Source organism: Palleronia caenipelagi (assembly GCF_007004065.1).
In the GTDB taxonomy this organism is placed as follows: Bacteria; Pseudomonadota; Alphaproteobacteria; order Rhodobacterales; family Rhodobacteraceae; genus Palleronia; species Palleronia caenipelagi.
This window is the reverse complement of sequence record NZ_VFSV01000009.1, coordinates 14,655-38,356: the sequence shown is the minus strand read 5'-3', so window position 1 is coordinate 38,356 and position 23,702 is coordinate 14,655. Positions and strand designations below refer to the sequence as shown.

The following is a 23,702-nucleotide window of genomic DNA, read 5'->3' as shown; positions in this document are numbered from 1 at the left end:
TCCGGTTCGCTGGGTTGTCGTGGTTTCGTCATCATATATCGCTTCGGCAGATCACCGCCCGCATTACGAGAATGATAACTCAACAGGCCTTTCTGCACGGCAGTCCCGGCCAACTCCGGTCGAGCGCCGGGTCGATCAAAGTCCTCTTCAAGTAAACGTTGCGCCAGACGTCCGGGATGGTGGCGAGCCTGTTGAAGGTGACGGGCTGAAGTGGCCATTTCGACCCGTTGTTGGACGACTTCAGGGTCGGCGATGGCTGGAAAACGGGAAAATCCGGAAGAAATAGTGTGGCAGCTTCGTCAAATTCAAATCGAAATAGAAGTGTGTGCCTGTGAATGCCATAGGTTCGAGAGAACAGGCGAACAGGGCGGATCTCGATGAATGACGGATCGTATGTGAAGTGCAGTGGCCATATTTTAAGCCAATAATCAATATTATGTAAATTAATTAATAGCGCCACACCAATAGCGAGTTGATGTGGTCTGCGGCTTTCGAAATCCTATGTCTGCTCAAAGCCAAACACGTTGAAGGACGATTGCTATGAATATCAAATCTTTGAATGAGCATCTGAGCTGGCGGTATGCCACCAAAAAAATGACACCGGAACAGACCGTTCCAGAGGATAAGGTCAACGCGATTGTCGAAGCAATCCGTATGGCGCCGACCTCCAGCGGAACGCAGCCGTTTGAGATCTTTGTGATCCGCGACGCTGACCTGCGTGCAAAGATCCGCAAGGTCGCGCGGGATCAGTCGCCGATTACTGATGGCTCGCATTTGATCGTGTTCGCAGCATGGGACGACTACACCGCAGAGCGGATCGATGAGGTCCTGAACCTGAATATCGAGCTTCGTGGAGACGTGCCGGGCCTCAAGGATTACTACGAGAACCTGAAGGAGATGTATCTGCCGCTAGATGCGCGGACCAATTTCGAGCACGCGGCCCGCCAGGCTTATATCGCGCTCGGGGTCGGCATGGTTGCGGCGGCGGAACAGGAAGTCGACTCGACCCCGATGGAGGGCTTTGATCCGGACAAGGTCGACGAAATCCTTGGCCTGCGGGAGAAAGGCCTGCGCTCAGTGGTTCTGCTGCCGCTCGGCTACCGTCATGCCGAAGAAGACTGGCTTTTGCCCATGCCGAAGGTTCGGAAATCTCGTGAGCGTCTGGTCACCGAGATCTGATCAGCCGAGAGCGTAGCCTGTGCCGCGGATCGTACGGATGGGATCGTCCCCGCCCGCGGCACTCAAGGATTTCCTCAGCCGTCCGACGAGAACATCCACGGAGCGCGTGTCTACATAGATGTCGCGCCCCCAGACCTGGTCGAGCAGCTGGTCGCGGGACCACGCCCGACCTGGCTTTTCCATCAACGTCATCAATAGCTTGAATTCGAGCGGGCCGAGATGGATCTCTTGGCCAGACCGGTGGACGCGGTGCATTTCCGGGTCGAGGACGATATCTTCGACCTCCAGAGACGCTCCGGCCTTGCCCGGATGTGCCCGACGCAGATTGCTTCTGACGCGGGCCATCAGTTCCGACGGCGAATACGGCTTTGTCACGTAGTCATCCGCGCCGGTGTCTAGCCCTCGCACCCGGTCTGTTTCTTCGGACCGCGCGGAGACCATTATGATCGGAACACCAATCGGATCACGGCGGCGCAGACGGCGGCAGATCTCGATCCCGGACACTTCGGGCAACATCCAGTCCAGCACGATCAAATCCGGAGGATCCTCGTCAAACAGCGCCAGCGCTTCGTCGCCTGTCGCCGCGGCAGAGACACGGTAGCCTTCGGCCTCAAGATTATAGGTCAGGATTTCGCGCTGTGCGGCTTCGTCCTCAACCACGAGAATATGGGGCTGCATCGCCATGGTCTCAGCTGCCTGTCAGGTCCTTGACCGAGGTCAGATCCGCTTTGGGCCGGTCCTCGTCGGGTCGTAATCCGTCCACTGCGTAAATCACCTGGTCCGCGATCGAGGTCGTGTGGTCGCCGATCCGTTCTAGATTTTTCGCAATGAAATGCAGGTGCATACACGGAGCAATCTGACGGGGATCTTCCATCATGTAGGTCAGCAATACCCGGAAAATAGAGTTATACATCTGGTCCACTTCGGCGTCACTGTCGCGCACCTCATGCGCCAAGGCGCTGTCCTGGGAGATGTGAGCCTCAACCACCTGATGCATCATGGCGATGACCTGATTGGCCATACGCTTGAGCACGGCCGGAGCGGTCTCGACCATCGGATGATCTGCGATCAGATCCGTGCGTTTCGCCATGTTTTTGGCGTAGTCGCCCATGCGCTCCAGATGGCCGGAAATTTTGATCACCGACAAGACCAGCCTCATGTCACCGGCCAACGGTGCGCGCAGGGCAATGAGCCGCGCGGCCTCTTCGTTGATGGCGTCCTCAAGCGCGTCAATCCGCTTGTCCTCACGACGCACTTTTGCGGCCAGTTCAGTATCATGCGTAACGAGAGCATTGGTGGCATCGCGCAAAGCCTGCTCCACAAGGCCAGCCATGCGCACCAGATCCGCCTGAAGCTGTTCCAGATCGCGGTCAAAGGCCGAGTGAATGTGTTCGCCGTTCATGGTCCCTGCCCTCCTCAGCCGATCCGGCCGGTGATGTAATTCTCGGTCCGTTCGTCCCGGGGGTTGGTGAAAATCTCGTCGGTTTCCCCATATTCCACCATAGTCCCCAGATGGAAAAACGCAGTTTTTTGGCTGACCCGCGCGGCCTGCTGCATCGAGTGAGTCACGATCACCACAGAGTAGTTGTTTTTCAACTCGTAGATCAGCTCCTCGACCTGAGAGGTCGCGATGGGATCGAGAGCAGAGCAAGGTTCATCCATCAACAGGATTTCGGGCTCCGTCGCGATGGCGCGGGCGATACAGAGACGCTGCTGCTGGCCGCCCGAGAGACCTGTGCCGGGCTCTGACAGGCGATCCTTCACCTCGTCCCAGATGGCGCCGCGTCGCAACGCCTTTTCGACGATCTCGTCCAGCTCGGCCCGGTTGCGGGCGAGGCCGTGGATTTTCGGCCCATAAGCAACGTTGTCGTAGATCGATTTCGGGAACGGGTTCGGCTTCTGGAACACCATGCCGACCTTGCGGCGCAGTTGCACAGGGTCGATGCGGCGGTCGTAGATATCCTCACCGTCAATGGTGATGATCCCGGTCACGCGACATACATCAATTGTATCGTTCATCCGGTTGATACAGCGCAGAAAAGTGGATTTTCCGCAACCCGACGGACCGATAAAGGCCGTGACGGTCTTGTCCGGAATATCCAGGGTGACATCCTTGATCGCGTGGGTCGCGCCGTAATGGACGTTCACGCCTTCGGTGCGGATTTTCGCCCGGTTTTGCGTCATGGCGTGCGTCTCCAGAACTGTATCTTTCATCTTATAGACCTTTACCAGCGGCGTTCAAATTTGCGGCGCAGGAACACCGCCGTGATGTTCATGATGGCGAGGAAGATCAGCAGGACGATGATCGCCCCGGAGGCCCGCTCGAAGAAGGCCGGATCGGCCCGTTGGGTCCAGTTATAGACCTGCACCGGCAGTGCCGAAGCGGGGTCAAAGAACCCCTCGGGCGGTCCGGCGGGATACTCGCGAACAAAGGCGACCATGCCGATCAACAGGAGGGGTGCTGTTTCGCCCAATGCCTGGGCCAGACCGATGATGGTGCCCGTCAGGATGCCCGGAGCCGCCAACGGCAAAACATGGTGGAATACCGTCTGCATGGGGGAGGCCCCCACCCCCAGCGCCCCGTCGCGGATCGAGGGTGGGACGGCCTTGAGAGCTGCCCGGGTCGAGATTATGATCGTCGGCAAGGTCATCAGGGTCAGCACCAGCCCGCCGACGATGGGGGCTGATTGCGGCAGCCCAATGAAGTTGATGAAGATCGCGAGCCCCAGAATACCGAAGACGATCGAAGGTACAGCGGCGAGGTTGGAGATGTTCACTTCGATCAGATCCGTCAGCCGGTTTTTCGGAGCGAATTCCTCCAGATAGATCGAGGCCGCAACGCCGATAGGTAGGGCGAGGAACAGCACGATCAGCATCAGATAGGCCGAGCCGAGGATCGCCACGCCGAGGCCAGCCGCCTCCACCTGATTTTCGGACGCATCCGGCAGGGTGAAGAAACCCGTGTTGAACTTCACCACCAGAACGCCTGCGTCACGCAGCGTATCGGCGAGTTGCAGTTGCTCCGGTGTGACCTTGCTGTCGAGCGCGGCGCTCTCCATGGTCACGCGACCCTTGAGGTAGCCGTCGATGCGACCGGCGGCGAGGAAGTCAAAGCTTTTGCTCCATTTCTCGCCATCACTCTCTAGTCGCGTCCTGGCCCAGTCGCGCAGGCTGGCGGCGGCGTCCTTGGACAACAAATCAGCGGCTGCGCTGGCGTCGTTGGCCTCCGTCACGCCCGCCGCCTCCAGTGAGGCCGCGATGTTGTCCTCGATAAAGCCGCGATAGATCTTGGTTTTCACGAGCGCGGCTTCGGCCTCTTCGATCTGCGCGCGGTCGAGAGTGATGTCGACCGTCACGAAGGTTTGTCGAAATGCCCCGAGCCCGTTCGACAGGACGGAGACCAACAGGATTACCAGCAGCAAAAGCCCCGTCAGCACCGCGGCCAGCCCATAGGCGCGGAAACGTCGCTCGGCGGCGTTACGCTTTTGGGTGCGCGCATCAAGTGTCAGGAGCGAGGTTGTGATCTCGGTCATTCGTATTGCTCCCGGTATTTGCGCACCACGTAGAGCGCGATGACATTCAGGATCAGCGTCAGGACGAACAGCGTCAGCCCGAGCGCAAAGGCCACGAGTGTCTCAGGTGAGGCGAAATCCGTGTCGCCGGTGAGCTGGCTGACGATTTTCACTGTCACGGTGGTCATGGCCTCGAAGGGGTTCATAGACAGCTTGGCCGCCGCCCCTGCCCCCAGCACCACGATCATGGTCTCACCGATGGCCCGCGACGCCGCCAGCAGGATCGCCCCCACGATCCCCGGCAGAGCAGCCGGCAGGACCACGTGACGCACGGTTTCCGACTGGGTTGAACCGAGTCCGTAAGAGCCGTCGCGCAGGCTCTGCGGTACGGCGTTGATGATGTCATCGGACAGGGAGCTGACAAACGGGATCAGCATGATCCCCATCACCAGCCCCGCAGTCATCACCGAGGAGGCCGAGTTTCCGAGGCCCATGGGTGCGGCGAAATAGTCCCGCAGGATCGGACCGACCGTAATCAATGCAAATAGACCGTAGACGATGGTCGGCACGCCCGCGAGGACCTCGATCAGCGGCTTGGCAATGCTGCGCATCCGGCGGGAGGCGTATTCCGACAGGTAGATCGCCGCGAAGAGCCCGATCGGCACCGCCCCGATCAACGCGATCAGCGAGATGTAAAGCGTGCCCCACAGGAGCGGTAGCATCCCCAGATCCGACCCGCCCTGGAATCGCGGGTTCCAGTTGGTGGAGAAGAAAAATTCTCGCCAGGAATATTGCTGAAAGAAGTGATAGGCTTCGAACAGCATCGAAAATACGATACCCACGGTGGTCAGGATCGCCACCGAAGCCGCGCCCATCAGCAACAGCAGGATGCCGCGCTCGACGGTGGACCGGGCGTTCACGTCTTTTCTCGCGCGCCGCAGCGCCCAGACCAGCCCCAACGCCGCAGCACCCAGCGCCAGCACCGCATGCAGCAGCGCCGCGCGCCGGTCATAGGCGTACCAGTCTTGCGCACCGTTCAGGATCTCGGCCGATGTCTCGGGCGTCACCGCGATCCCGGCCCCGGTCAGGGCATCGCGCAATGTTCCGATATCGCTACTTTGGAGCGCCGCGTCCTTGCTCAGCGATCTATTCTCGATGGCTGTCGCAATGCCGCCCGCGATCCGGCAAATCTCGGCCATGGCAAGGCTGGTTTCTCCGGCACTGGCGGTCAGACTGTCGGGCAAAGCGCTCATGACCTGCCGCTCTTGCATCATGGGCTGCGCCAGCGTCAGCGCCGCCAACAACAGGAGCGCAGGCGCCGCAGTCCAGATGAGCGCATTCATCCCGTAGACACGCGGCAGGGAATGCATCAGCCGGGGATTGCCCCCGGCGGTGGACAACGCCCTCGACCGCGCGGCGAAAAAGCCTGCGATGGCGAGGGCGAGGATAAACAGGGGGGTCCAGAGCGGGGACATGGCCTCTTCCGTATCGGGAGCGCGGGCAGGAGATCCCCCTGCCCGCTCAGGTCTTACATGGTTTGTGCGTCGGCGATCTTGGCTTGCGTCTCGGCAATCGCCGGGTCGGGCACGAGGCCGTACTCCGCCAGCGGACCACCGGGACCAGCGATCTCATCGGCCATGAAGAACTGCGCGTATTCCATCAGGCCGGGGATCACGCCGATATGGGCCTTCTTGATGTAGAAGAACAGCGGCCGCGACACCGGATACTCACCTGACGCGATGGTCTCGGTCGCCGGCGCCACGCCGCCCATCGTGGCGACCTTCAGCTTGTCGGTGTTGTTCTCGTAGAAGGCCAGACCAAAGACACCGATGGCGGTCGGGTTCTGGTCGATGCGGTTCAGGGTCTCGGTGTAGTCGCCCTGAATCTCCACCGATGCGCCGTCATTGCGCAGTGTCATGCAGGTCGCCTCGGCCGCATCATGATCGCCGCCATTGATCCCGAGGATCGCCTCCATGGCGCCCGAAGCCTCGCAGCCCGCGAGGATCACCTTTTCGTCGAACACCTCACGGGTGCCGTGATTGGTGGCCGGAATGAGGGCGAGGATGTCCTCACCCGGCAGACCCGCATCTACGTCCGCCCAGCTCATGTTCGGGTTCGAGGTCATGGCGCCGTCCACCGGCAGTTCAGCAGCAAGCGCCATGTAGATTTGCGCAGGCTCAAAGGCCGTGAAGGCCGGTCCGTCGATCTGGCTCGCGAAAACGATGCCGTCATAGCCGATCCGCACTTCAATGATCTCGCTCACGCCATTCTCGGCACAGGCGGCGATCTCCTTTTCACGGATCGCGCGAGAGGAGTTGGCGATGTCGATGGTGTTCGCACCGATGCCTTCGCAGAACTGCTTGAGCCCCGCGGAGGAGCCCCCGGACTGGACGACCGGCGTCGGGAAATCGCTGTTCTCGCCAAAGACTTCGGCGACGATGGAGGCGTAGGGCAAAACGGTCGAGGACCCCGCCACCTGCACCTGATCGCGGGATTGCGCAAAAGCAGCACTGGCGGTCAACAGCCCCAAAGCGGCGGCGGTGGTGGTGTTCAGAACGGACATGGAAGCTCCCTCTCGTGTCGTTCAGTTCGCTGGACGAGTCGGCCACAGAGTGCGGCCACATCTGCTAACTACGGGTGCTCCACAACAGCTCTGTAACAGGAATGTAAAAGTTTTATGACACGGCGCAGGTCAGTGCCCACATGGGAGGATAACAGAAAAAGTACTTCCTTCCCCGCGGGTTGAGGTGATCTTCAGCCGTCCTCTGTGGCGAGAGACGACATGCTTGACGATAGCCAGACCGAGGCCCGTCCCCCCCACATCGCGAGCCCGGTGGGAGTCGGCACGGTAAAACCGCTCGGTCAGGCGCGGCAGATGCAACGGATCGATGCCGGGACCGTTATCCCTGATCTCCACGACGACCCCGGCGCGGCGCAGTTCCGGAACGGGATCGGCGGGAGCGACCGTCACCTCCACCCGGTCACCACCATATTTCAGGGCGTTCTCGATCAGGTTCGTGAAGACCTGCTGCAACTCGGCGGCGTCGCCCGCCAGCATAACGGGTCTTTCAGCTCCCCGAATGTTCATGTCGGCGCCAAAGAGCTCAATCATTGAGGACAGTGTCTCGCTTGCTGCTGCGATCACCGCGACCAGATCGACTTCGCCCGTCGGCACGCGCCGTTCCTGCGCCTCAACGCGGCTCAAAGCGAGAAGGTCGCTGACAAGGCGGCTCATCCGCCGTGCTTCGACTCCCATCCGCTCCAGAAACCGGGTCCGGGCCGTTGCGTCGTCCCGCGCGGGCCCTTGAAGCGTCTCGATATATCCGATGATCGCGGTCAGGGGAGTCTGCAATTCGTGACTCACATTCGCAACGAAATCGCGCCGCATCTCACCTGCGTCGGTCATCGCGGTGCGGTCTTCCATAGTGACGAGAACCCAGAGATCAACAGATCTCACATGCGCCCGCCAGGTCGCGTTGCGGCCTTGGGCATGGCCGAGATACCGGGCGGTTCGCGGCTTAGCATCGGCTAGGCAGTTTTCGACCGCCTCTACCAGATCGGGCTGCCGCAGACCCAGCACCATATGCCGCCCGGAGAGATCTCGTCCCATGAGGGCAATGGCGGTGTCATTGGCGGCGATAATCCGTTGGTCCGCGTTGATCAGCAAGGCAGGCTGCGGCAGCGCGCGGATGAGATCGCGCGCCTGAGGTCCGGTCATGCCTGCGCTGCCCGGATTGCGGCCTCGAACTCCGCGCAGAGGGTTTCGACCGGCTCGACACCGACGGAGACGCGGAACGTCCCCTCGGTGATCCCCAGCGCAGCGCGGGCCTCGGGGGTCAGCGCCCGGTGTGAGGAAGTGGCCGGATGGCTGAGCGTCGTCGACACGTCCCCGAGCGTCGGCGCAAATCCGATCTGGCCTGCGGCACGGACCAGCGCATTGGCGGCGTCGCGCTCCCCCTCGATCTGGAAGGTCACCATATTGCCGAACCGGGTCCCCAGAAGCGCCGCCGCGCGGTCATGCTGCGGGTGATCGGACCGTCCGGGGTAGAGCACCTGAACTCCTTCCAGCCCCGCCAGATGCGCGGCCAGAGCGGCGGCGTTTTCCTCGGCGCGGTCATAGCGCAACTCAAACGTAAACAGCCCCCGCTCGGCCAGCCAGCAATCGAACGGGCTGGCGGTGAGGCCTAGGGTGATCGCGGTCACGCGGAGGCGCTCGCGAAGTTCGGGGTCACGTGCCGCCACATAACCCAGCGTCGCGTCGGAATGGCCCGCGAGGAGTTTCGTCACCGAGTGGATCACCAGATCCGCACCGTGCTCAAAGGGCCGGATGGCGCGCGGCGTGGTAAAGGTATTGTCCACCGCCAGCAGGATATCCCGCTCACGGCAAAGAGCCGCGATACGCTCCAGATCGGCCACCCTAAGGGTTGGGTTAGAGACAATCTCGATCAGGATCAGCCGGGTCTCAGAGCGAATCGCGGCCTCGATAGCGCTGGCGTCACAGGCATCGGCCAGCGTGGTGGCAATGCCGAGGCGCGGCAGGTCTTCGGCCAGCATTCTCAGCGACCGGCCATAGAGCTGATCTGCGCCGATCACATGGTCCCCCGCCTTCAGGAGCCCCATCATCACCGCCGTGGCCGCCGCCATGCCCGAGCCCAGCACGATGCCGCCCTCCGCCCCCTCGAGCCGGTCGATCTTCGCCGCCAGCACCTCCGCGTTCGGATGTGCCTCGCGCGCATAGGTAAAGCCCGGCGCGCCGTCGTCATAAATCCGGTCGAGCGCGTCAGGGTCCGCGGCAGTATAAACGACCGAGGGTTGGAGCGGTGTGCCCAGAGCCCGTTCAGCCCCTTCGGGCCAGGGTGTCCGGCGCACGGTTGTGGATTTCGGGTCGCGCCTCATCAGAGCGCTTTCAGACCGGCGGCGAATCGCGCCGCATTCTCCTGATAATGGCGTGCGGAGCGGCGCAGCCCCTCGATGGCGGCCTCGTCCATCTGGCGGACGATCTTGCCGGGGGCACCCATGACCAGTGAGCCGTCCGGAATTTCCTTGCCCTCGGTTATCAGGGCCCCTGCCCCGATCAGGCAATTTTTACCAATCTTTGCCCCGTTCAGCACGGTCGCGCCCATGCCGATCAGGCTCTCATCACCGATGGTGCAGCCATGCAGCATCGCCTTATGGCCGATGGTGCAATCGCGTCCGATGGTCAGAGGGCAGCCCGGATCGGTATGCAATACGCAATTCTCCTGCACGTTCGAGCCTTCGCCCACGGTGATAAGCTCATTATCCCCACGCAAGGTGCAGCCGAACCAGACAGAACTGCGCGCGGCCAGGAGGATATTGCCGATGATATTTGCGTCGGGTGCGATCCACGCATCTTCAGCGATCTGCGGGCGGAAGTCGTCAAGAGCGTAGATCATTGGTTTTCCTCAAATTCCGTGTTCAGGTTCCGCACAATTTCGACCAGACCGGGCTGCTGCGACAGGCGCAGGCGCTCGGCTTCCACGATAGTGCGGAGCCGGGCTTCGGTGGCGTCCAGATCCTCGTTGACCAGCACATAATCATATTCGGGCCAGTGGCTGATTTCGTCACGGCTTTTCTGCATCCGGCCCGCGATCACCTCATCGCTGTCCTGCGCGCGGGTGCGCAAACGGCGCTCCAGCTCGCGGATCGAGGGCGGCAGGATGAAGATCGACAGGGTGTGTTTGCCCAGCGCGGAATTGCGGATCTGCTGACCGCCCTGCCAGTCCACGTCAAACAGCACATCCCGGCCCGCGCGGATCGCCTGTTCAACTGGACCACGCGGCGAGCCATAGAGATTGCCGAACACCTCTGCATGTTCCAGCATCTCACCCTCGGCGATCATCTTCTCAAACGCAGCACGGTCGCGGAAATAGTATTCGCGGCCTTCTTCCTCGCCGGGGCGCGGCGCGCGGGTGGTGGCGGAGACGGAAAAGCTGAGGCTCGGGTCCCATTCCATCAACCGGCGGGCCAGCGTGGATTTACCGGCGCCGGAGGGCGAGGAGAGGATGATCAGCAGACCACGGCGTTGGGCGTCTTGCACGGGCGGATTACTCCAGATTTTGAACCTGTTCGCGGAGCTGGTCGATCACCGTCTTGAGGTCAAGCCCGATGGCGGCGAGCGCGCTGTCCTGAGATTTCGAGCACAGCGTGTTGGCCTCGCGATTAAACTCCTGCATCAGGAAATCGAGACGCTTGCCCTTGGGGCCGTCCTTGGCCAGCAGATCCCGGGCGGCGGTCACATGGGTGTGCAGGCGGTCCAGCTCTTCGGTGACGTCATGGCGGATGGCGAGCATAGCCAGCTCCTGCGCCAGACGGTCTGGATCGGTGTCGCTGAGGTCGCGTAGGCGGGCGATCTGCTCCCGAAGGATTTCGCGCTGGCGATCCTGCCGGGCTGCGACGGCATCGGAGACGCGGGTCACGAGGGTGTCGATCTCATCGACGCGGGCGTCCAGAATGGCGATCAACGCCTGTCCTTCGGCCACCCGGGCGGCGATGAAGGCAGGCAGGATTTTATTCTCGAACTGCTTCAGAAGCGTTTGCGAGAGCACGTTCGCGTCGTCTTCCGAGACGCTATCGGCTCCTTCCCGCAGTGAGAGGATCTCCACCGCGCTGGACGGGCGCAGGATCAGGCCCCGGGCGGCTGCGGCGGCCTCGACTGCTGCAATCCGGTCCAGCGCCGCCGGATCGACGTCGCCCTCCCCGGCGTTCCGGTCCAGTTTTAGCGACAGGGACAGGTTGCCCCGGGAGACCTGCGCGCCGATCAGGCGGCGCAGATCCGGGCCGAGGGGCTGCATCATGTCGGGGAGGCGCAGCCGAAGGTCGAGACCCTTGCCGTTGACGCTCCGGAGTTCCCACTGCCACGACCAGGACGCGAGCGTCCCGGTGGCAGTGGTGTAGGCCGTCATCGACTGGGTCATGGGGTCAGCGGGTCAGGAGTTGACCGCGGCACGGGTGTCCCCGCCCTTCTCCCGCATCAGCTTGTTTACCAGAAAGGCCAGCTCCAGAGACTGGGAGGCATTCAGGCGCGGGTCGCAGGCGGTGTGATAACGATCCGACAGATCCTCGTCGGTCACCGCAATCACGCCGCCGGTACACTCAGTCACGTCCTGACCGGTCATCTCGAAATGCACGCCACCCGCGACCGTTCCCATCCGCTGGTGCACGTCGAAGAACTCCTGCACCTCGGACAGTACGTCCTCAAAGGGCCGGGTCTTGTAGCCGGAACCGGATTTGATCGTGTTGCCGTGCATGGGATCGCAGGTCCAGACAACCTTCGCCCCCATCTCCTCGACGGTCTCGATGAGACGCGGCAGGTGTTCTTCGACCTTCCCAGCGCCAAACCGGGTGATCAGCATGAGGCGACCCGCATCGTCGAGCTTGCCGTTCATCAGCCGGTCCACAAGAACCTTCAGATCCTCGGCGGTCGTCGTCGGGCCGCATTTCAGGCCAATCGGATTGATGATCTGGCGGCAGAATTCCACATGCGCTCCGTCGGGCTGCCGGGTGCGGTCGCCGATCCAGATCAGATGCCCGGACCCGGCCACATACTCGCCGGTCACCGGATCGCGGCGGGTGAGCGATTCTTCGTATTCCAGCAAAAGCCCTTCGTGGCTGGTGTAGAAATCCACGGAGGCGAGCTCTTCGGCCTTGGCGGGGCTGAGACCGGCGGCGCGGATAAAGTCCATCGTATCCTGCAACGCATTGGCGATGTCGCGGTAATCGGCAGCCTTGTCCTCAGCCGTAAAGCCAAGCGTCCACTCGTGAACCTTGTTGATATCGGCGAGGCCGCCTTTGGCCATGCCGCGCAGCATGTTCATCGTGGCGGCGGCCTGGGTGTAACCCTCGATCATCCGTTCGGGGTCGGGAATGCGGCTGTCTTCGTCGAAGTCGAAGCCGTTGATGATGTCGCCCCGGTAGGAGGGCAGCTCCACACCGTTCGACGTCTCGGTTGGCGCAGAGCGCGGCTTGGCGAACTGGCCAGCGATGCGACCAACCTTCACCACCGGCACCTTGGCGCCGTAGGTCAGAACCATCGCCATCTGCAACAGCACCTTAAACGTATCACGCACCATGTCCGCGCCGAATTGCTCGAAGCTCTCGGCACAATCGCCGCCCTGCAGCAGGAAAGCTTCGCCCCGGCTCACGGCAGCCATGTCGCGCTTTAGACGGCGGGCCTCGTCGGCGAAAACCAGCGGCGGCATTGCGCGGAGCTGCGTCTCCACGGCATTCAGCGCGTCATTGTCCGTATAGACGGGCATCTGGATCCGCTCACGGTCACGCCAGCTCGAAATTCCAGAATGCTGCATCTGCTCGCTCCTTACGCTTCTGTCATGGGCAGCTATACGCAGGGCCGGGACCTCTTGCAAATGCCAACGCGCTGACCGACACAAATGGTATGCGGGGTCAGCCCGCGCTCAGCACAGGACACGGGATCGCTCATGGGCCAGCCGACTTCCGCACCGTCATCCGTCACATCTTCTGGCGGATCCGGGATCCGGCACGTTACGTTTCTGCTGCTCGACCGATTTTCGCTGATCAGCTTTGCAGGGGCGGTGGAATGCCTGAGACTGGCCAACCGCTTGTCCGATCAGCCGGTTTATCGCTGGAGCCTCACCGCGGAGAACGCGCGGGCCACGTGCTCCGCGGGGCTGGGCTTTGACGTGGACAACCAGTTGGGAGAAGTGCCCCGCAGTTCGGTGATTCTCGTCTGCGGCGGCGAGAATGTGCAGGCAGCCACGACCAAGCCAGTGGTTGGCTGGCTCCGCAAGGTTGCGCGACAGGGAACGGTGATTGGCGGGCTGTGCACCGCCGCCCACACACTCGCGACGGCCGGGCTCCTGAAGGACAAGCGCGCCACGATCCACTGGGCCAATCAGGACGGTTTCGCCGAGGAGTTTGACGAGATTGAGCTGACCCGTCGGGTCTACACCATTGACGGCAATATGCTCACTGCCGCCGGGGGCACCGCTTCCATCGACCTGATGCTGCGGATCATTGCCCGCGAACATGGTGAGGATCTCGCCAATGCGGTAGCCGACCAGCTGATTTATTCGACGATTCGCACCGATCAGGATCAGCAGCGCCTCTCCACGCCCACCCGGATCGGCGTCCGGCATCCAAAGCTCTCGACAGTCATCCAGAAGATGGAAGCCCATATCGAAGAGCCGATCAGTCCCTCGGTTTTGGCTGCGCAGGTGGATCTGTCGACCCGCCAGCTGGAGCGGTTGTTTCGACGGTACCTGAACCGTTCGCCCAAGCGGTACTACATGGAGATCCGCCTCGGTCGCGCCCGTAACCTCTTGTTACAAACGGATATGAACGTGATCGAGGTGGCGCTGGCCTGCGGGTTCACCTCACCCTCGCATTTCTCCAAATGCTACCGGAGCCATTACGGCAAAACGCCCTATCGCGAACGCGGCAGCCAGTCGTAAGCCTCAAATATCCAAACGGATAGGTTCCCCTCTCCTGACGCAAAGAGAGGCAAAAAGCGGTTCCATTTTTCGCCCGTTTGCGCTTCTCTCCGTGACCAGTCTTGTCTGTCATAAGACTTCAGGGAGATAATGAATGAAAAAATTGTTGCTTGCGACCGCGCTGACCGGCATGGCCTCCGCCGCCATCGCCGAGGACGTAAAGATGGGGATCATTCTTGGCTTTACCGGCCCGATTGAATCCATCACCCCGTTTATGGGACAATCGGCCGAGCTGGCCGTCTCCGAGATCAACGAAGCCGGCGGCATCCTTGACGGCCAGATGATCGAAGCGATCCGCGCGGACAGCACCTGTGTCGACGCCGCCGCCGCTCAGGCCGCAGCCGAGCGTCTGATCACCTCCGACGGTGTGACCGCGATCATGGGAGCGGACTGCTCCGGCGTGACCGGTGCGATTTTGGCCAACGTGGCGATGCCGAACGGCGTGGCGATGATTTCGCCCTCCGCCACCTCGCCGGGTCTGTCCGAGGCCGAGGATAACGGCCTGTTCTTCCGCACCGCCCCCTCCGATGCCCGTCAGGGCGAGGTGCTGGCCGAGGTGCTGAAATCCCGCGGCGTGACCGACGTGGCCGTGACCTACACCAATAACGACTATGGCAAGGGCCTGTCGGATGCTTTCATCTCCGCCTTCGAGGCCATGGATGGCACCATCACGCTCAGCTCTCCCCACGAGGACGGCAAGGGCGACTACTCAGCCGAAATTGGTGCGCTGGCCTCCGCTGGCGGCTCTGCGCTGGCCGTGCTCGGCTACTCCGATCAGGGCGGCAAGGGCATGATCCAGGCCGCGCTCGACAGTGGTGCGTTCGACAGCTTCGTGCTGGGCGACGGCATGTATTCCGACCAACTCGTGGCTGATATGGGCGACGGTCTCGACGGCTCCTACGGTGTGATCCCGTGGTCCGAGGGCGAAGGCACCGAGGCGTTCAATGCGCTGGCCGAAGCCGCCGGGTTCGATCCGGCCAGCTCTTACACCCGCGAGAGCTATGACGCCGCCGCGCTGCTGGCGCTTGCCATGCAGGCCGCCGGGTCCACCAGCGCCGCCGATTACAAGGACAAGATCACCGAAGTGGCCAACGCCCCGGGTGAGCAGATCCTGCCCGGCGAGTTGGGCAAGGCCATCCAGATCCTCGCCGATGGCGGCGATATCGACTATGTCGGCGCCACCAATGTGGAACTGATCGGCCCGGGTGAGGCCGCGGGCACCTACCGTGAGTACAACATCACCGGTGGTGGCTTCGAGACCGTCCAGATCCGCTGATCTGAAAGTTTGACACGAACGGGGCCGGCGCAGGCGCGTCCGGCCCCGTTTTACAGGCCGGCAGGTGACCGGCGAGACCGGCGGCAAAGCCGGCGCTGCAAATGGGGACACGACATGATCGTCGTCAAGGATCTGCACCGGCATTTCGGGGGATTTCGCGCCGTGGACGGCACGTCGCTTGAGATCGCCACGGGCTCGATCACCGGCCTCGTGGGGCCGAACGGCGCGGGGAAATCTACGCTGTTCAACGTCATCGCGGGTGTCTTGCCGCCGACCAGCGGCACCGTGATGATGGATGGCGAGGACATCACAGGCCTGCCCCCCCATGAGCTGTTTCACAAGGGCCTGCTCCGGACCTTCCAGATCGCCCACGAGTTCTCGTCCATGACCGTGCGCGAGAACCTGATGATGGTCCCTTCGGGCCAGTCCGGCGAGACGCTCTGGAACACCTGGTTCCACCGCGCCCGGATCGCTCAGGAAGAGCGGGACTTATTGAAGAAAGCTGACGAAGTCCTTGAATTCCTGACCATTGATCATCTGAAGGATGAGCGCGCCGGGAACCTCTCGGGCGGCCAGAAGAAGCTGTTGGAGCTCGGTCGCACGATGATGGTGGATGCCAAGATCGTGTTTCTCGACGAGGTCGGCGCGGGCGTGAACCGGACACTGCTCTACACTATCGGCGACGCGATCCAGCGGCTGAACCGCGAGCGCGGCTATACCTTCTGCATGATTGAGCATGACATGGAATTCATCGGCCGCCTCTGCGACCCGGTCATCGTCATGGCCGAGGGCAAGGTGCTGGCCAAGGGCACTATCGATGAGATCAAAGCCAATGAGGAGGTCATTGAGGCCTATCTCGGCACCGGGTTGAAGAACAAGGAAAGCGCATGAGCGAGCCCTATTCCGACCGCGGCAACAAGGACCGCTCGATCACCAAATCGTCCAGCGCCGGAGGAACCATGACCCAGGCACCGGAGCGCGACCGTCCGGATACCTCCCGCGACGGCGGCCCTGTTCTGATCGGCGACAACATGACCGGCGGCTATGGCGGTGGTGCCGATATTTTGCATGACTGCACCATTGCTGTAGACAGCGGCGAGATCGCGGTGATCGTGGGCCCAAACGGCGCTGGCAAATCCACCGCGATGAAGGCCGTGTTCGGGATGCTCGACGTGCGTAAGGGCGCGGTGCGCCTGCGGGGCGAAGACATCACCTCCCTGCGCCCGCAGGAGCGGGTCGCCAAGGGAATGGCCTTTGTGCCACAGACCCATAACGTCTTCACCTCCCTGTCAGTCGAGGAGAACCTAGAGATGGGTGCTTTCCTGCGGCAGGACGACATACGCGCGACCATGGAGCAGGTCTATGACCTCTTCCCGATCCTGCGCGACAAGCGCCGCCAGCCTGCGGGCGAGCTTTCGGGCGGCCAGCGTCAACAGGTGGCCGTGGGCCGCGCACTGATGACCCAGCCCGATGTGCTGATGCTCGATGAGCCCACTGCAGGGGTGAGCCCGATTGTCATGGATGAGCTGTTTGACCGGATCATCGAGGTGGCGCGGACCGGGATCTCGATCCTGATGGTCGAGCAAAATGCGCGTCAGGCTCTGGAGATCGCGGATACAGGGTATGTGCTGGTGCAGGGCAGCAATGCCTATACCGGGACAGGCAAAGACCTGCTGGCCGATGACGATGTCCGCCGCTCGTTCCTCGGGGGCTGACGGCATGGCGGATAAGAGACGGCGGGATATGGGTATTTTCAAACACAAAGAGGCGCTGGTTCTGGTCCTTGGGGGGCTGATGCTGGGTCATGCCGCGTCGGCTGAGGGACTGGTTTGTGCGTTCGAGACCGAGTGCTTCGACACGGATGGTTGCTCGGAGACCGACTACACGCTTGAGATCGTGGCGCGCGATGGCGGCGCGGTGATGATCGATGTGTCTGAAGAGCTGATCGCTGAACCCGTGCGCGAAGGCGATCGGTTCGCGTGGCTGGTGCGCTCGGACAGCACGGTGCGCCTTCTCGCGGGGACCGTCGGCGAGAGTGCACGCCTCACTGTGATGGATGCCACGGGTGCCGTGGCCATCACCTATGCGGGGAGCTGTGTGGTTCCCGCGGATAAAGGAGAGTGACGTGGATTTTCTGAACGGATTGGTCACGCTTCTGAACTTCGTGGTGATCCCGGCTACAGCCTACGGGGCGCAGCTGGCCATCGGCGCGCTTGGCGTGACGCTGGTGTACGGGATCCTGCGGTTCTCGAACTTTGCCCACGGCGACACCATGGCCTTTGGCACCATGGCGGTGATCCTCGTGACCTGGGGATTGCAGGCGCTCGGCGTGGATCTGGGGCCGGTGCCCACTGCGCTGCTGGCGCTGCCCTTCGGCATCCTGATCACCGTCGGGCTGGTGCTGGTGACGGACCGCTGGGTCTATCGCTTCTACCGGGTGAAGAAAGTGCCGCCGGTGCTGCTGGTCATCGTCTCCATGGGCGTGATGTTCGTCTATAACGGACTGACGCGTCTGATCATCGGGCCGGACGACCAGCGATTTGACGACGGGGCGCGATTCCTGATCTCGGCGCGGGACTTCAAGACGTGGTCCGGGTTGGACGAAGGTCTCGCGCTGCGCACCAGTCAGGCGATCACCATCGTTACGGCGGTGGCCGTGGTGGCGGCGCTATTCTGGTTCTTGAACCGGACGCGAACCGGAAAATCCATGCGGGCGTTTTCGGATAACGAGGATCTGGCGCTCTTGTCAGGCATCTCGCCCGAACGGGTGGTGGCCATCACCTGGGTGATTGTCGCGGCGCTGGCCTGCGTGGCGGGCACGCTCTACGGGCTGGACAAGTCGTTCAAGCCATTCACCTACTTCCAGCTTCTGCTGCCGATCTTTGCTGCCGCCATCGTGGGTGGGCTCGGATCGCCATTGGGGGCCATCGCCGGGGGCTTTGTTATCGCCTATTCCGAGGTGATCCTGACCTATGCGTGGAAAAAGGTGCTGGTCTACTGGTTGCCGGAGTCGCTGGAGCCTGAGGGGCTCGTGCAACTCCTCTCCACCGATTACAAATTCGCGGTCAGCTTTGCGATCCTCGTCATCGTGCTGCTGTTCCGCCCGACGGGCCTCTTCCGGGGGAAAGCGCTATGAGAACCATCGGTCTTTTTCTGCTTGTCGGAGTTCTGATTCTGCTGACGGGAATGTTCCAAAGCTGGAACGTGGCGCTCGGGATCGTGAACATGGGGCTGATCAGCGCCATTCTCGCCCTCGGAGTGAATATGCAGTGGGGTTATGCGGGGCTCTTCAATGTCGGCGTCATGGGCTTCGTGGCGCTCGGCGGTCTGGCTGCCGTGCTGGTGGGGATGCCGCCGGTCGAGGGTGCCTGGGCTGCGGGAGGGGGCCGGATTATCCTCGCGCTGGCCTTCGGAGCCGCCGTTCTGGCGGGGGCTATTTACCTTTACAAGCGGATGACCCCCGGAGCCGTTCGAACCCTTAGCCTGCTCGCGTTGTTGGTGGTCGGGTTCGTGGTCTACAGGCGGCTGTTCGATGGTGCTGTTGAGGCTGTCGAGGCGGTTGATCCCGCACTTACCGGCTATTTGGGGGGGCTCGGCCTGCCGATCCTCTTTGCCTGGCCGGTGGGCGCCCTGCTGGCCGCCGGAGCGGCCTGGGTGATCGGCAAAACGGCGCTGGGACTGCGTTCCGACTATCTGGCCATTGCGACGCTCGGGATTGCCGAGATTGTCATCGCAGTTCTGAAGAACGAGGACTGGCTGAGCCGGGGTGTGAAGAACGTCATCGGCTTGCCCCGCCCTGTCCCCTACGAAGTGGATCTGCAACAGGATCCGGGTTTCGTTGAACAGGCGGCCTCGTTCGGGCTCGATCCGGTGGTGGCATCCTCGATGGCGGTGAAGCTGGGCTATACGGCGCTGTTCCTCGCGGTGCTGGTCGTCGTCATGTGGATGGCGCAGGCCGCATTAGCATCCCCGTGGGGGCGGATGATGCGCGCGATCCGGGACAACGAAACAGCGGCTGAGGCCATGGGCAAGGACGTGACCCGGCGGCATCTGCAAATCTTCATCCTCGGCAGCGCGGTCTGCGGGCTGGCGGGGGCGATGATGACCACGCTTGATGGCCAGCTCACGCCCTCCTCGTACCAGCCGCTGCGCTTTACCTTCCTCGTTTGGGTGATGGTGATCGTCGGCGGATCGGGCAACAATTTCGGCGCTGTTCTGGGGGGCATGCTGATCTGGTTCCTTTGGGTGCAGGTCGAGCCGCTGGGCCTGATGCTCATGCAGCTCCTGTCCTCGGGACTGCCCGAAGGATCGGCCCTCAAGGCGCATCTGCTGGAGTCGGCAGCCCACATGCGGCTCTTCACCATGGGGCTGGTGCTGCTCATAGTGCTGCGCTTTGCACCGCGTGGGCTGATCCCTGAGCGCTGAGGGCACCATAGCTCTGCTTGCGGCGGGCGCGTCCCGTCGCATGAGGGGCCGGGACAAGTTGCTGGAATACGTCGCGGTTCGTCCTCTGCTCCGCCATCTGGCACAACAAGCGCTCCTGACTGGCTGGGACGTCGTCATTCCCCTCCCAACGGGTCCGTTAGGCGCTAAACGCCAGGCCGTGCTGACAGATTTGAAAGTCTCTACCCTGATTGTCGTCGATGCAGACGAAGGCATGGCTGCCGGTCTGCGGGCCGTAGCCTCGCGGACCAAAGGTCCGCTGATGATCGTTCCAGCCGACATGCCGGACCTGACATCTCACGATTTGCAGATCATGATCGCCGCCCACCGGTCGGCCCCCGACCGCATCATCCGGGCCACGAGCGGGACAGGCCAGCCTGGCCATCCGGTTGTACTCCCCGCTGGGATGGTTCCGCTGCTGCTGACACTACGTGGAGATCAGGGCGCACGGGATCTCTTGCGGAGACAGGATTTAGAGCTCATTGCGCTGGATGGTCAGCGGGCCGTTACTGACCTCGACACACCCGAAGACTGGGCCCGATGGCGCGCGTTGTCAGAGAACACCGCGCCGGATGTCTCTCGCGTAGAGCCACAGGAAGACGGTAAACAGCGCTGAGACCCAGAGCGTGACCAACCCCGGAATGCCGGCCTGCGAGAGGGTGCTCGGCGTGGCCAGAAAACTATTGTAAGTGGTCAAGACAACGGTGAACACCATTGAAGCGCCAAGAAGCGTGGGGGCGAGGTTGGCCTTCAGTGCCATCATCACAACACCAATCAGACCCAGCCAGACCGACAGCCCCCAGCACAGATCGACAAAAAACGGAAGTTGCGCATTTCGTGCCCGCTGAGCCTCGGTGATCATCGCCATCCATGGCGACCACTCCAGCTGCAAGGCGGTGAAATCAACTGCGCCGATGAGTTGCCATAGAAATGCAACGACAACGATGACCCAGAAATGCCAGGGAGTTGATTGCACCACGCGTCTCCTTTTGGATCAGAGACTATCTTTCCCGTGCGTCGGCGCAAGGGCCGATCTGCCACGCAGGACCTGTCCTTTACCTCAATCAGTCATGGTGCGGACGGCGGGACTCGAACCCGCACGGGCTATGCCCTGGGGAGTTTAAGTCCCCTATGTCTACCATTCCATCACGTCCGCACATTCCGTGAGTTATGCGGAGGCGGTGCCGGTGACAAGACGCGAAAATACGTCTGAAACTGCGAAGGCGTCGCGGAAAACTCACGACGCCGCGCTTAGAAGGGTGCGCGTCTCTCCTCCAAGCCTCACTGGACTCGTTGCTGCTGGCGTGGTCTTTGAGCGCAACAAGCCCAAGGACAGCACGATGCGGAAAACAATCACACTTCTGAACGGCCCGAACCTGAATCTTCTGGGGCTGCGGCAACCGGAGATTTACGGACATGAAACGCTGGATGACGTGGTCACCGCCTGCACCGAGCGCGCCGCTGAATTGGATCTGGATCTGATCGCACATCAGTCGAACCACGAAGGAACCCTTGTTGATCTCATCCAGGACGCCCGCAACGGTTCCGACGGGATCATCATCAATCCGGGTGCCTACTCGCACACCTCCGTCGCGATCCTCGACGCGCTGAACGCCTATGACGGCCCGGTGATCGAGGTGCATATCTCGAACATCCACCAGCGCGAGAGCTTTCGCCACCACTCTTATGTCTCCGCCCGGGCCGAAGGCGTCATCGCGGGTTGTGGCACCCAAGGTTACCTCTTCGCTGTAGATCGCCTCCATCGGCTTTTTAGCACGACCTGAGCAGCAGCCATAAAAAGAATAAAGGCGCCCTGGAGGGCGCCTTTTCCGTCTGACCTGATTTATAAAAATCAGGCGCCAGCGGCTTTGGCCACTTCAGCGGCAAAGTCTTCTTTCTCGACCTCGATGCCTTCGCCCACTTCGACGCGGACAAAGCCGGTGATCTCGATGCCAGCTTCCTTGGCTGCGGCACCGACGGTCAGGTCGGGGTTCACCACGAAGGCCTGATTCACGAGGGTCACCTCGGAGAGGAACTTCTTCATCCGGCCTTCGATCATCTTCTCGATGACCTGCTCCGGCTTGCCGCTTTCACGGGCAATGTCCATCTGGACCTGCTTTTCCTTCTCGACGATCGCCGGATCGAGCTCGGCCTCGTTCAGCGCGGCCGGGTTGATCGCGGCGATGTGCATGGCGACCTGACGGGCGGTGGTGGCGTCGGAGCCGGTGAAAGCCACGAGCACGCCGATCTTGCCCATGCCGTCAGTGGCGGCGTTGTGCACGTAGGCCGCGATGTTCTCGCCCTCGAGCTTTTCCATGCGGCGCAGGGTCATATTCTCGCCGATCTTGGCGATTGCACTGGTCAGCTGGTCGCCCACGGTCTTGCCGCCCATATCGGCAGCGGCCAGCTCCTCGACGGAAGACACGTTCAGTGCGACATCGGCGATGCCGGAAACCAGCGACTGGAATTCGGCGTTCTTGGCAACAAAGTCGGTCTCGGAGTTCACCTCGACCGCCACGCCGGTACCACCCTCGACCTTAACGGCCACAAGGCCTTCGGCGGCGGTGCGGTCGGCCTTCTTGGCGGCCTTGGCAAGACCTTTGGTGCGCAGCCAGTCCACAGCGGCATCAAAATCGCCATCGGTCTCGGTCAGCGCCTTCTTGGCATCCATCATGCCCGCGCCAGTGGATTCGCGGAGCTTTTTCACGTCAGCAGCAGTGATCGCCATCTTGCGGCTCTCCTATTCTCGGGAATTGAAATGCCGAAGCGGGGTCTCCGCCCTGCTCCGGCAAAAATCACGGGTCCGCGCACCACAAAGAGCACGCGGCAGGGCTTAGCCCTTGTTGTCCAGATCCAGCACACCCTCGGCGGCCACGGCGTCGTTGGACACGGCCTCGTCGGAGATCTCGGCGGGGGCGGCAGCTTCGGCTTCGGCTTCGGCAGCGGCGGCGGCCTCAGCGGCAGCGGCTTCCTCGGCCAGGGTTTCTTCGCCATACTCTTCGAGAGCACCCATATCGACACCGGCGGCGCCCAGCTGAGCGGTCATACCGTCCAGAGCGGCACGGGCCACGAGGTCACAGTAGAGCTGGATGGCACGAGCGGCGTCGTCATTGCCGGGGATCACATAATCCACACCATCGGGCGAGCAGTTGGTGTCAACAATGGCGACGACCGGGATGCCGAGCTTCTTCGCTTCGGCGATGGCCAGGTCTTCCTTGTTGACGTCGATGACGAACAGGAGATCCGGCACGCCGCCCATTTCGCGGATACCACCCAGCGAAGCGTTCAGTTTGCCCTGATCGCGCTCCATGGAGAGACGCTCACGCTTGGTCAGGCCAGCGGCGCCTTCGGCCATCTTTTCGTCGATTTCGCGCAGGCGGCTAATTGACTTGGAGACGGTCTGCCAGTTGGTCAGGGTGCCACCGAGCCAGCGGTGGTTCATGTAATACTGGGCGCAACGCTCGGCGGCCTCGGCGACCGGCTTCTGGGCCTGACGCTTGGTGCCAACGAAGAGGACACGGCCGCCCTTGGCGACGGTATCACGAACGACCTGCAGAGCCTTGTCCAGCATGGGGACGGTCTGGGTCAGGTCCATGATATGGATGCCGTTACGGTCACCGTAGATGTACTGACCCATGCGCGGGTTCCAGCGCTGGGTCTGGTGGCCGAAGTGAACGCCCGCTTCGAGCAGCTGGCGCAAAGTGAACTCAGGAAGAGCCATTCTTACTACCTTTCCGGTTTCAATCCTCGGCGCAGCTTGTACGGGATAGCCCGAACCGGTGGACTTACAGGGATTTCTCCCCC

General features: G+C 62.1%; 25 protein-coding genes and 1 tRNA gene. 10 read left to right on the top strand and 16 right to left on the bottom strand.

Features of this window, described 5'->3' with window-relative positions; all coding sequences use genetic code 11:
* The first annotated feature begins 540 nt into the window (after positions 1–540).
* Complete coding sequence (locus tag FEV53_RS07165) at positions 541–1,179, top strand: NAD(P)H-dependent oxidoreductase (RefSeq protein ID WP_142834130.1); 639 nt, start codon at positions 541–543, stop codon at positions 1,177–1,179.
* Here the strand turns inward: FEV53_RS07165 and phoB are convergent, their stop codons facing one another.
* From phoB to FEV53_RS07105, 12 genes are all read right to left on the bottom strand, one after another.
* Positions 1,180–1,863, bottom strand: coding sequence for a phosphate regulon transcriptional regulator PhoB (gene phoB / locus FEV53_RS07160; RefSeq protein ID WP_142834129.1), 684 nt, complete (start codon positions 1,861–1,863; stop codon positions 1,180–1,182).
* A gap of 4 nt (positions 1,864–1,867) precedes the next feature.
* The gene (gene phoU / locus FEV53_RS07155; RefSeq protein ID WP_142834128.1) at positions 1,868–2,581 is read right to left on the bottom strand and encodes a phosphate signaling complex protein PhoU; all 714 of its coding nucleotides are present in this window, start codon (positions 2,579–2,581) and stop codon (positions 1,868–1,870) included.
* Between the two features lie 14 nt (positions 2,582–2,595).
* Positions 2,596–3,393, bottom strand: coding sequence for a phosphate ABC transporter ATP-binding protein PstB (gene pstB / locus FEV53_RS07150; protein WP_142834127.1), 798 nt, complete (start codon positions 3,391–3,393; stop codon positions 2,596–2,598).
* Positions 3,394–3,404: 11 nt separating this feature from the next.
* Positions 3,405–4,712 (bottom strand): phosphate ABC transporter permease PstA, encoded by a 1,308-nt coding sequence (gene pstA, locus FEV53_RS07145; RefSeq protein ID WP_142834126.1) that lies wholly within the window; start codon positions 4,710–4,712, stop codon positions 3,405–3,407.
* Entirely contained in the window at positions 4,709–6,166 is a 1,458-nt protein-coding gene (gene pstC, locus FEV53_RS07140) for a phosphate ABC transporter permease subunit PstC (RefSeq protein WP_142834125.1), read from the bottom strand. Before pstC ends, pstA begins: the two co-directional genes overlap by 4 nt.
* A gap of 53 nt (positions 6,167–6,219) precedes the next feature.
* The gene (locus tag FEV53_RS07135; protein ID WP_142834124.1) at positions 6,220–7,254 is read right to left on the bottom strand and encodes a substrate-binding domain-containing protein; all 1,035 of its coding nucleotides are present in this window, start codon (positions 7,252–7,254) and stop codon (positions 6,220–6,222) included.
* A gap of 129 nt (positions 7,255–7,383) precedes the next feature.
* Positions 7,384–8,409, bottom strand: coding sequence for a sensor histidine kinase (locus tag FEV53_RS07130; protein WP_142834123.1), 1,026 nt, complete (start codon positions 8,407–8,409; stop codon positions 7,384–7,386).
* Positions 8,406–9,587: a trans-sulfuration enzyme family protein gene (locus FEV53_RS07125; RefSeq protein WP_142834122.1), complete on the bottom strand. Its 1,182-nt coding sequence runs from the start codon at positions 9,585–9,587 to the stop codon at positions 8,406–8,408. The genes FEV53_RS07130 and FEV53_RS07125 overlap by 4 nt, the downstream gene beginning before the upstream one ends.
* Entirely contained in the window at positions 9,587–10,105 is a 519-nt protein-coding gene (locus tag FEV53_RS07120) for a gamma carbonic anhydrase family protein (protein WP_142834121.1), read from the bottom strand. Before FEV53_RS07120 ends, FEV53_RS07125 begins: the two co-directional genes overlap by 1 nt.
* Positions 10,102–10,749 carry a guanylate kinase gene (gene gmk, locus FEV53_RS07115; RefSeq protein WP_142834120.1) on the bottom strand — a complete coding sequence of 216 codons (648 nt, stop codon included), beginning with the start codon at positions 10,747–10,749 and terminating at the stop codon, positions 10,102–10,104. Before gmk ends, FEV53_RS07120 begins: the two co-directional genes overlap by 4 nt.
* A gap of 7 nt (positions 10,750–10,756) precedes the next feature.
* Positions 10,757–11,626, bottom strand: coding sequence for a YicC/YloC family endoribonuclease (locus tag FEV53_RS07110; protein ID WP_142834119.1), 870 nt, complete (start codon positions 11,624–11,626; stop codon positions 10,757–10,759).
* Positions 11,627–11,638: 12 nt separating this feature from the next.
* On the bottom strand, positions 11,639–13,015 hold the full coding sequence (locus tag FEV53_RS07105) for a class II 3-deoxy-7-phosphoheptulonate synthase (protein WP_142834118.1): 1,377 nt from the start codon (positions 13,013–13,015) through the stop codon (positions 11,639–11,641).
* 132 nt (positions 13,016–13,147) lie between these two features.
* Between FEV53_RS07105 and FEV53_RS07100 the strand changes: the two genes are divergently transcribed.
* From FEV53_RS07100 to FEV53_RS07065, 8 genes are all read left to right on the top strand, one after another.
* Positions 13,148–14,140 (top strand): GlxA family transcriptional regulator, encoded by a 993-nt coding sequence (locus FEV53_RS07100; RefSeq protein ID WP_142834117.1) that lies wholly within the window; start codon positions 13,148–13,150, stop codon positions 14,138–14,140.
* A 133-nt stretch (positions 14,141–14,273) separates the two neighbouring features.
* Positions 14,274–15,455, top strand: a complete 1,182-nt coding sequence (locus tag FEV53_RS07095; RefSeq protein WP_142834116.1) for an ABC transporter substrate-binding protein — start codon at positions 14,274–14,276, stop codon at positions 15,453–15,455.
* A gap of 114 nt (positions 15,456–15,569) precedes the next feature.
* On the top strand, positions 15,570–16,346 hold the full coding sequence (locus FEV53_RS07090; protein ID WP_142834115.1) for an ABC transporter ATP-binding protein: 777 nt from the start codon (positions 15,570–15,572) through the stop codon (positions 16,344–16,346).
* Entirely contained in the window at positions 16,343–17,170 is an 828-nt protein-coding gene (locus FEV53_RS07085) for an ABC transporter ATP-binding protein (RefSeq protein ID WP_142834114.1), read from the top strand. The genes FEV53_RS07090 and FEV53_RS07085 overlap by 4 nt, the downstream gene beginning before the upstream one ends.
* Before the next feature lie 28 nt (positions 17,171–17,198).
* On the top strand, positions 17,199–17,579 hold the full coding sequence (locus tag FEV53_RS07080) for a hypothetical protein (protein ID WP_142834113.1): 381 nt from the start codon (positions 17,199–17,201) through the stop codon (positions 17,577–17,579).
* A gap of 1 nt (position 17,580) precedes the next feature.
* Entirely contained in the window at positions 17,581–18,591 is a 1,011-nt protein-coding gene (locus FEV53_RS07075) for a branched-chain amino acid ABC transporter permease (RefSeq protein WP_142834112.1), read from the top strand.
* Positions 18,588–19,880: a branched-chain amino acid ABC transporter permease gene (locus FEV53_RS07070; RefSeq protein ID WP_142834111.1), complete on the top strand. Its 1,293-nt coding sequence runs from the start codon at positions 18,588–18,590 to the stop codon at positions 19,878–19,880. The genes FEV53_RS07075 and FEV53_RS07070 overlap by 4 nt, the downstream gene beginning before the upstream one ends.
* Positions 19,870–20,514, top strand: a complete 645-nt coding sequence (locus tag FEV53_RS07065; protein WP_281283460.1) for a nucleotidyltransferase family protein — start codon at positions 19,870–19,872, stop codon at positions 20,512–20,514. Before FEV53_RS07070 ends, FEV53_RS07065 begins: the two co-directional genes overlap by 11 nt.
* On the opposite strand, the gene FEV53_RS07060 is transcribed toward FEV53_RS07065, so the two are convergent.
* Both FEV53_RS07060 and FEV53_RS07055 read right to left on the bottom strand, forming a co-directional pair.
* Positions 20,452–20,874 (bottom strand): hypothetical protein, encoded by a 423-nt coding sequence (locus FEV53_RS07060; RefSeq protein ID WP_142834109.1) that lies wholly within the window; start codon positions 20,872–20,874, stop codon positions 20,452–20,454. The two genes, FEV53_RS07065 and FEV53_RS07060, sit on opposite strands and share 63 nt — an antisense overlap.
* Before the next feature lie 95 nt (positions 20,875–20,969).
* Positions 20,970–21,054: transfer RNA gene (locus FEV53_RS07055), tRNA-Leu, on the bottom strand.
* A gap of 184 nt (positions 21,055–21,238) precedes the next feature.
* On the opposite strand from FEV53_RS07055, the gene aroQ reads away from it, so the two are divergent.
* Positions 21,239–21,682, top strand: a complete 444-nt coding sequence (gene aroQ / locus FEV53_RS07050; protein WP_142834108.1) for a type II 3-dehydroquinate dehydratase — start codon at positions 21,239–21,241, stop codon at positions 21,680–21,682.
* 68 nt (positions 21,683–21,750) lie between these two features.
* On the opposite strand, the gene tsf is transcribed toward aroQ, so the two are convergent.
* Both tsf and rpsB read right to left on the bottom strand, forming a co-directional pair.
* Complete coding sequence (tsf, locus tag FEV53_RS07045) at positions 21,751–22,626, bottom strand: translation elongation factor Ts (RefSeq protein ID WP_142834107.1); 876 nt, start codon at positions 22,624–22,626, stop codon at positions 21,751–21,753.
* A 105-nt stretch (positions 22,627–22,731) separates the two neighbouring features.
* Entirely contained in the window at positions 22,732–23,619 is an 888-nt protein-coding gene (rpsB, locus tag FEV53_RS07040) for a 30S ribosomal protein S2 (protein ID WP_142834106.1), read from the bottom strand.
* Positions 23,620–23,702: the final 83 nt, after the last annotated feature.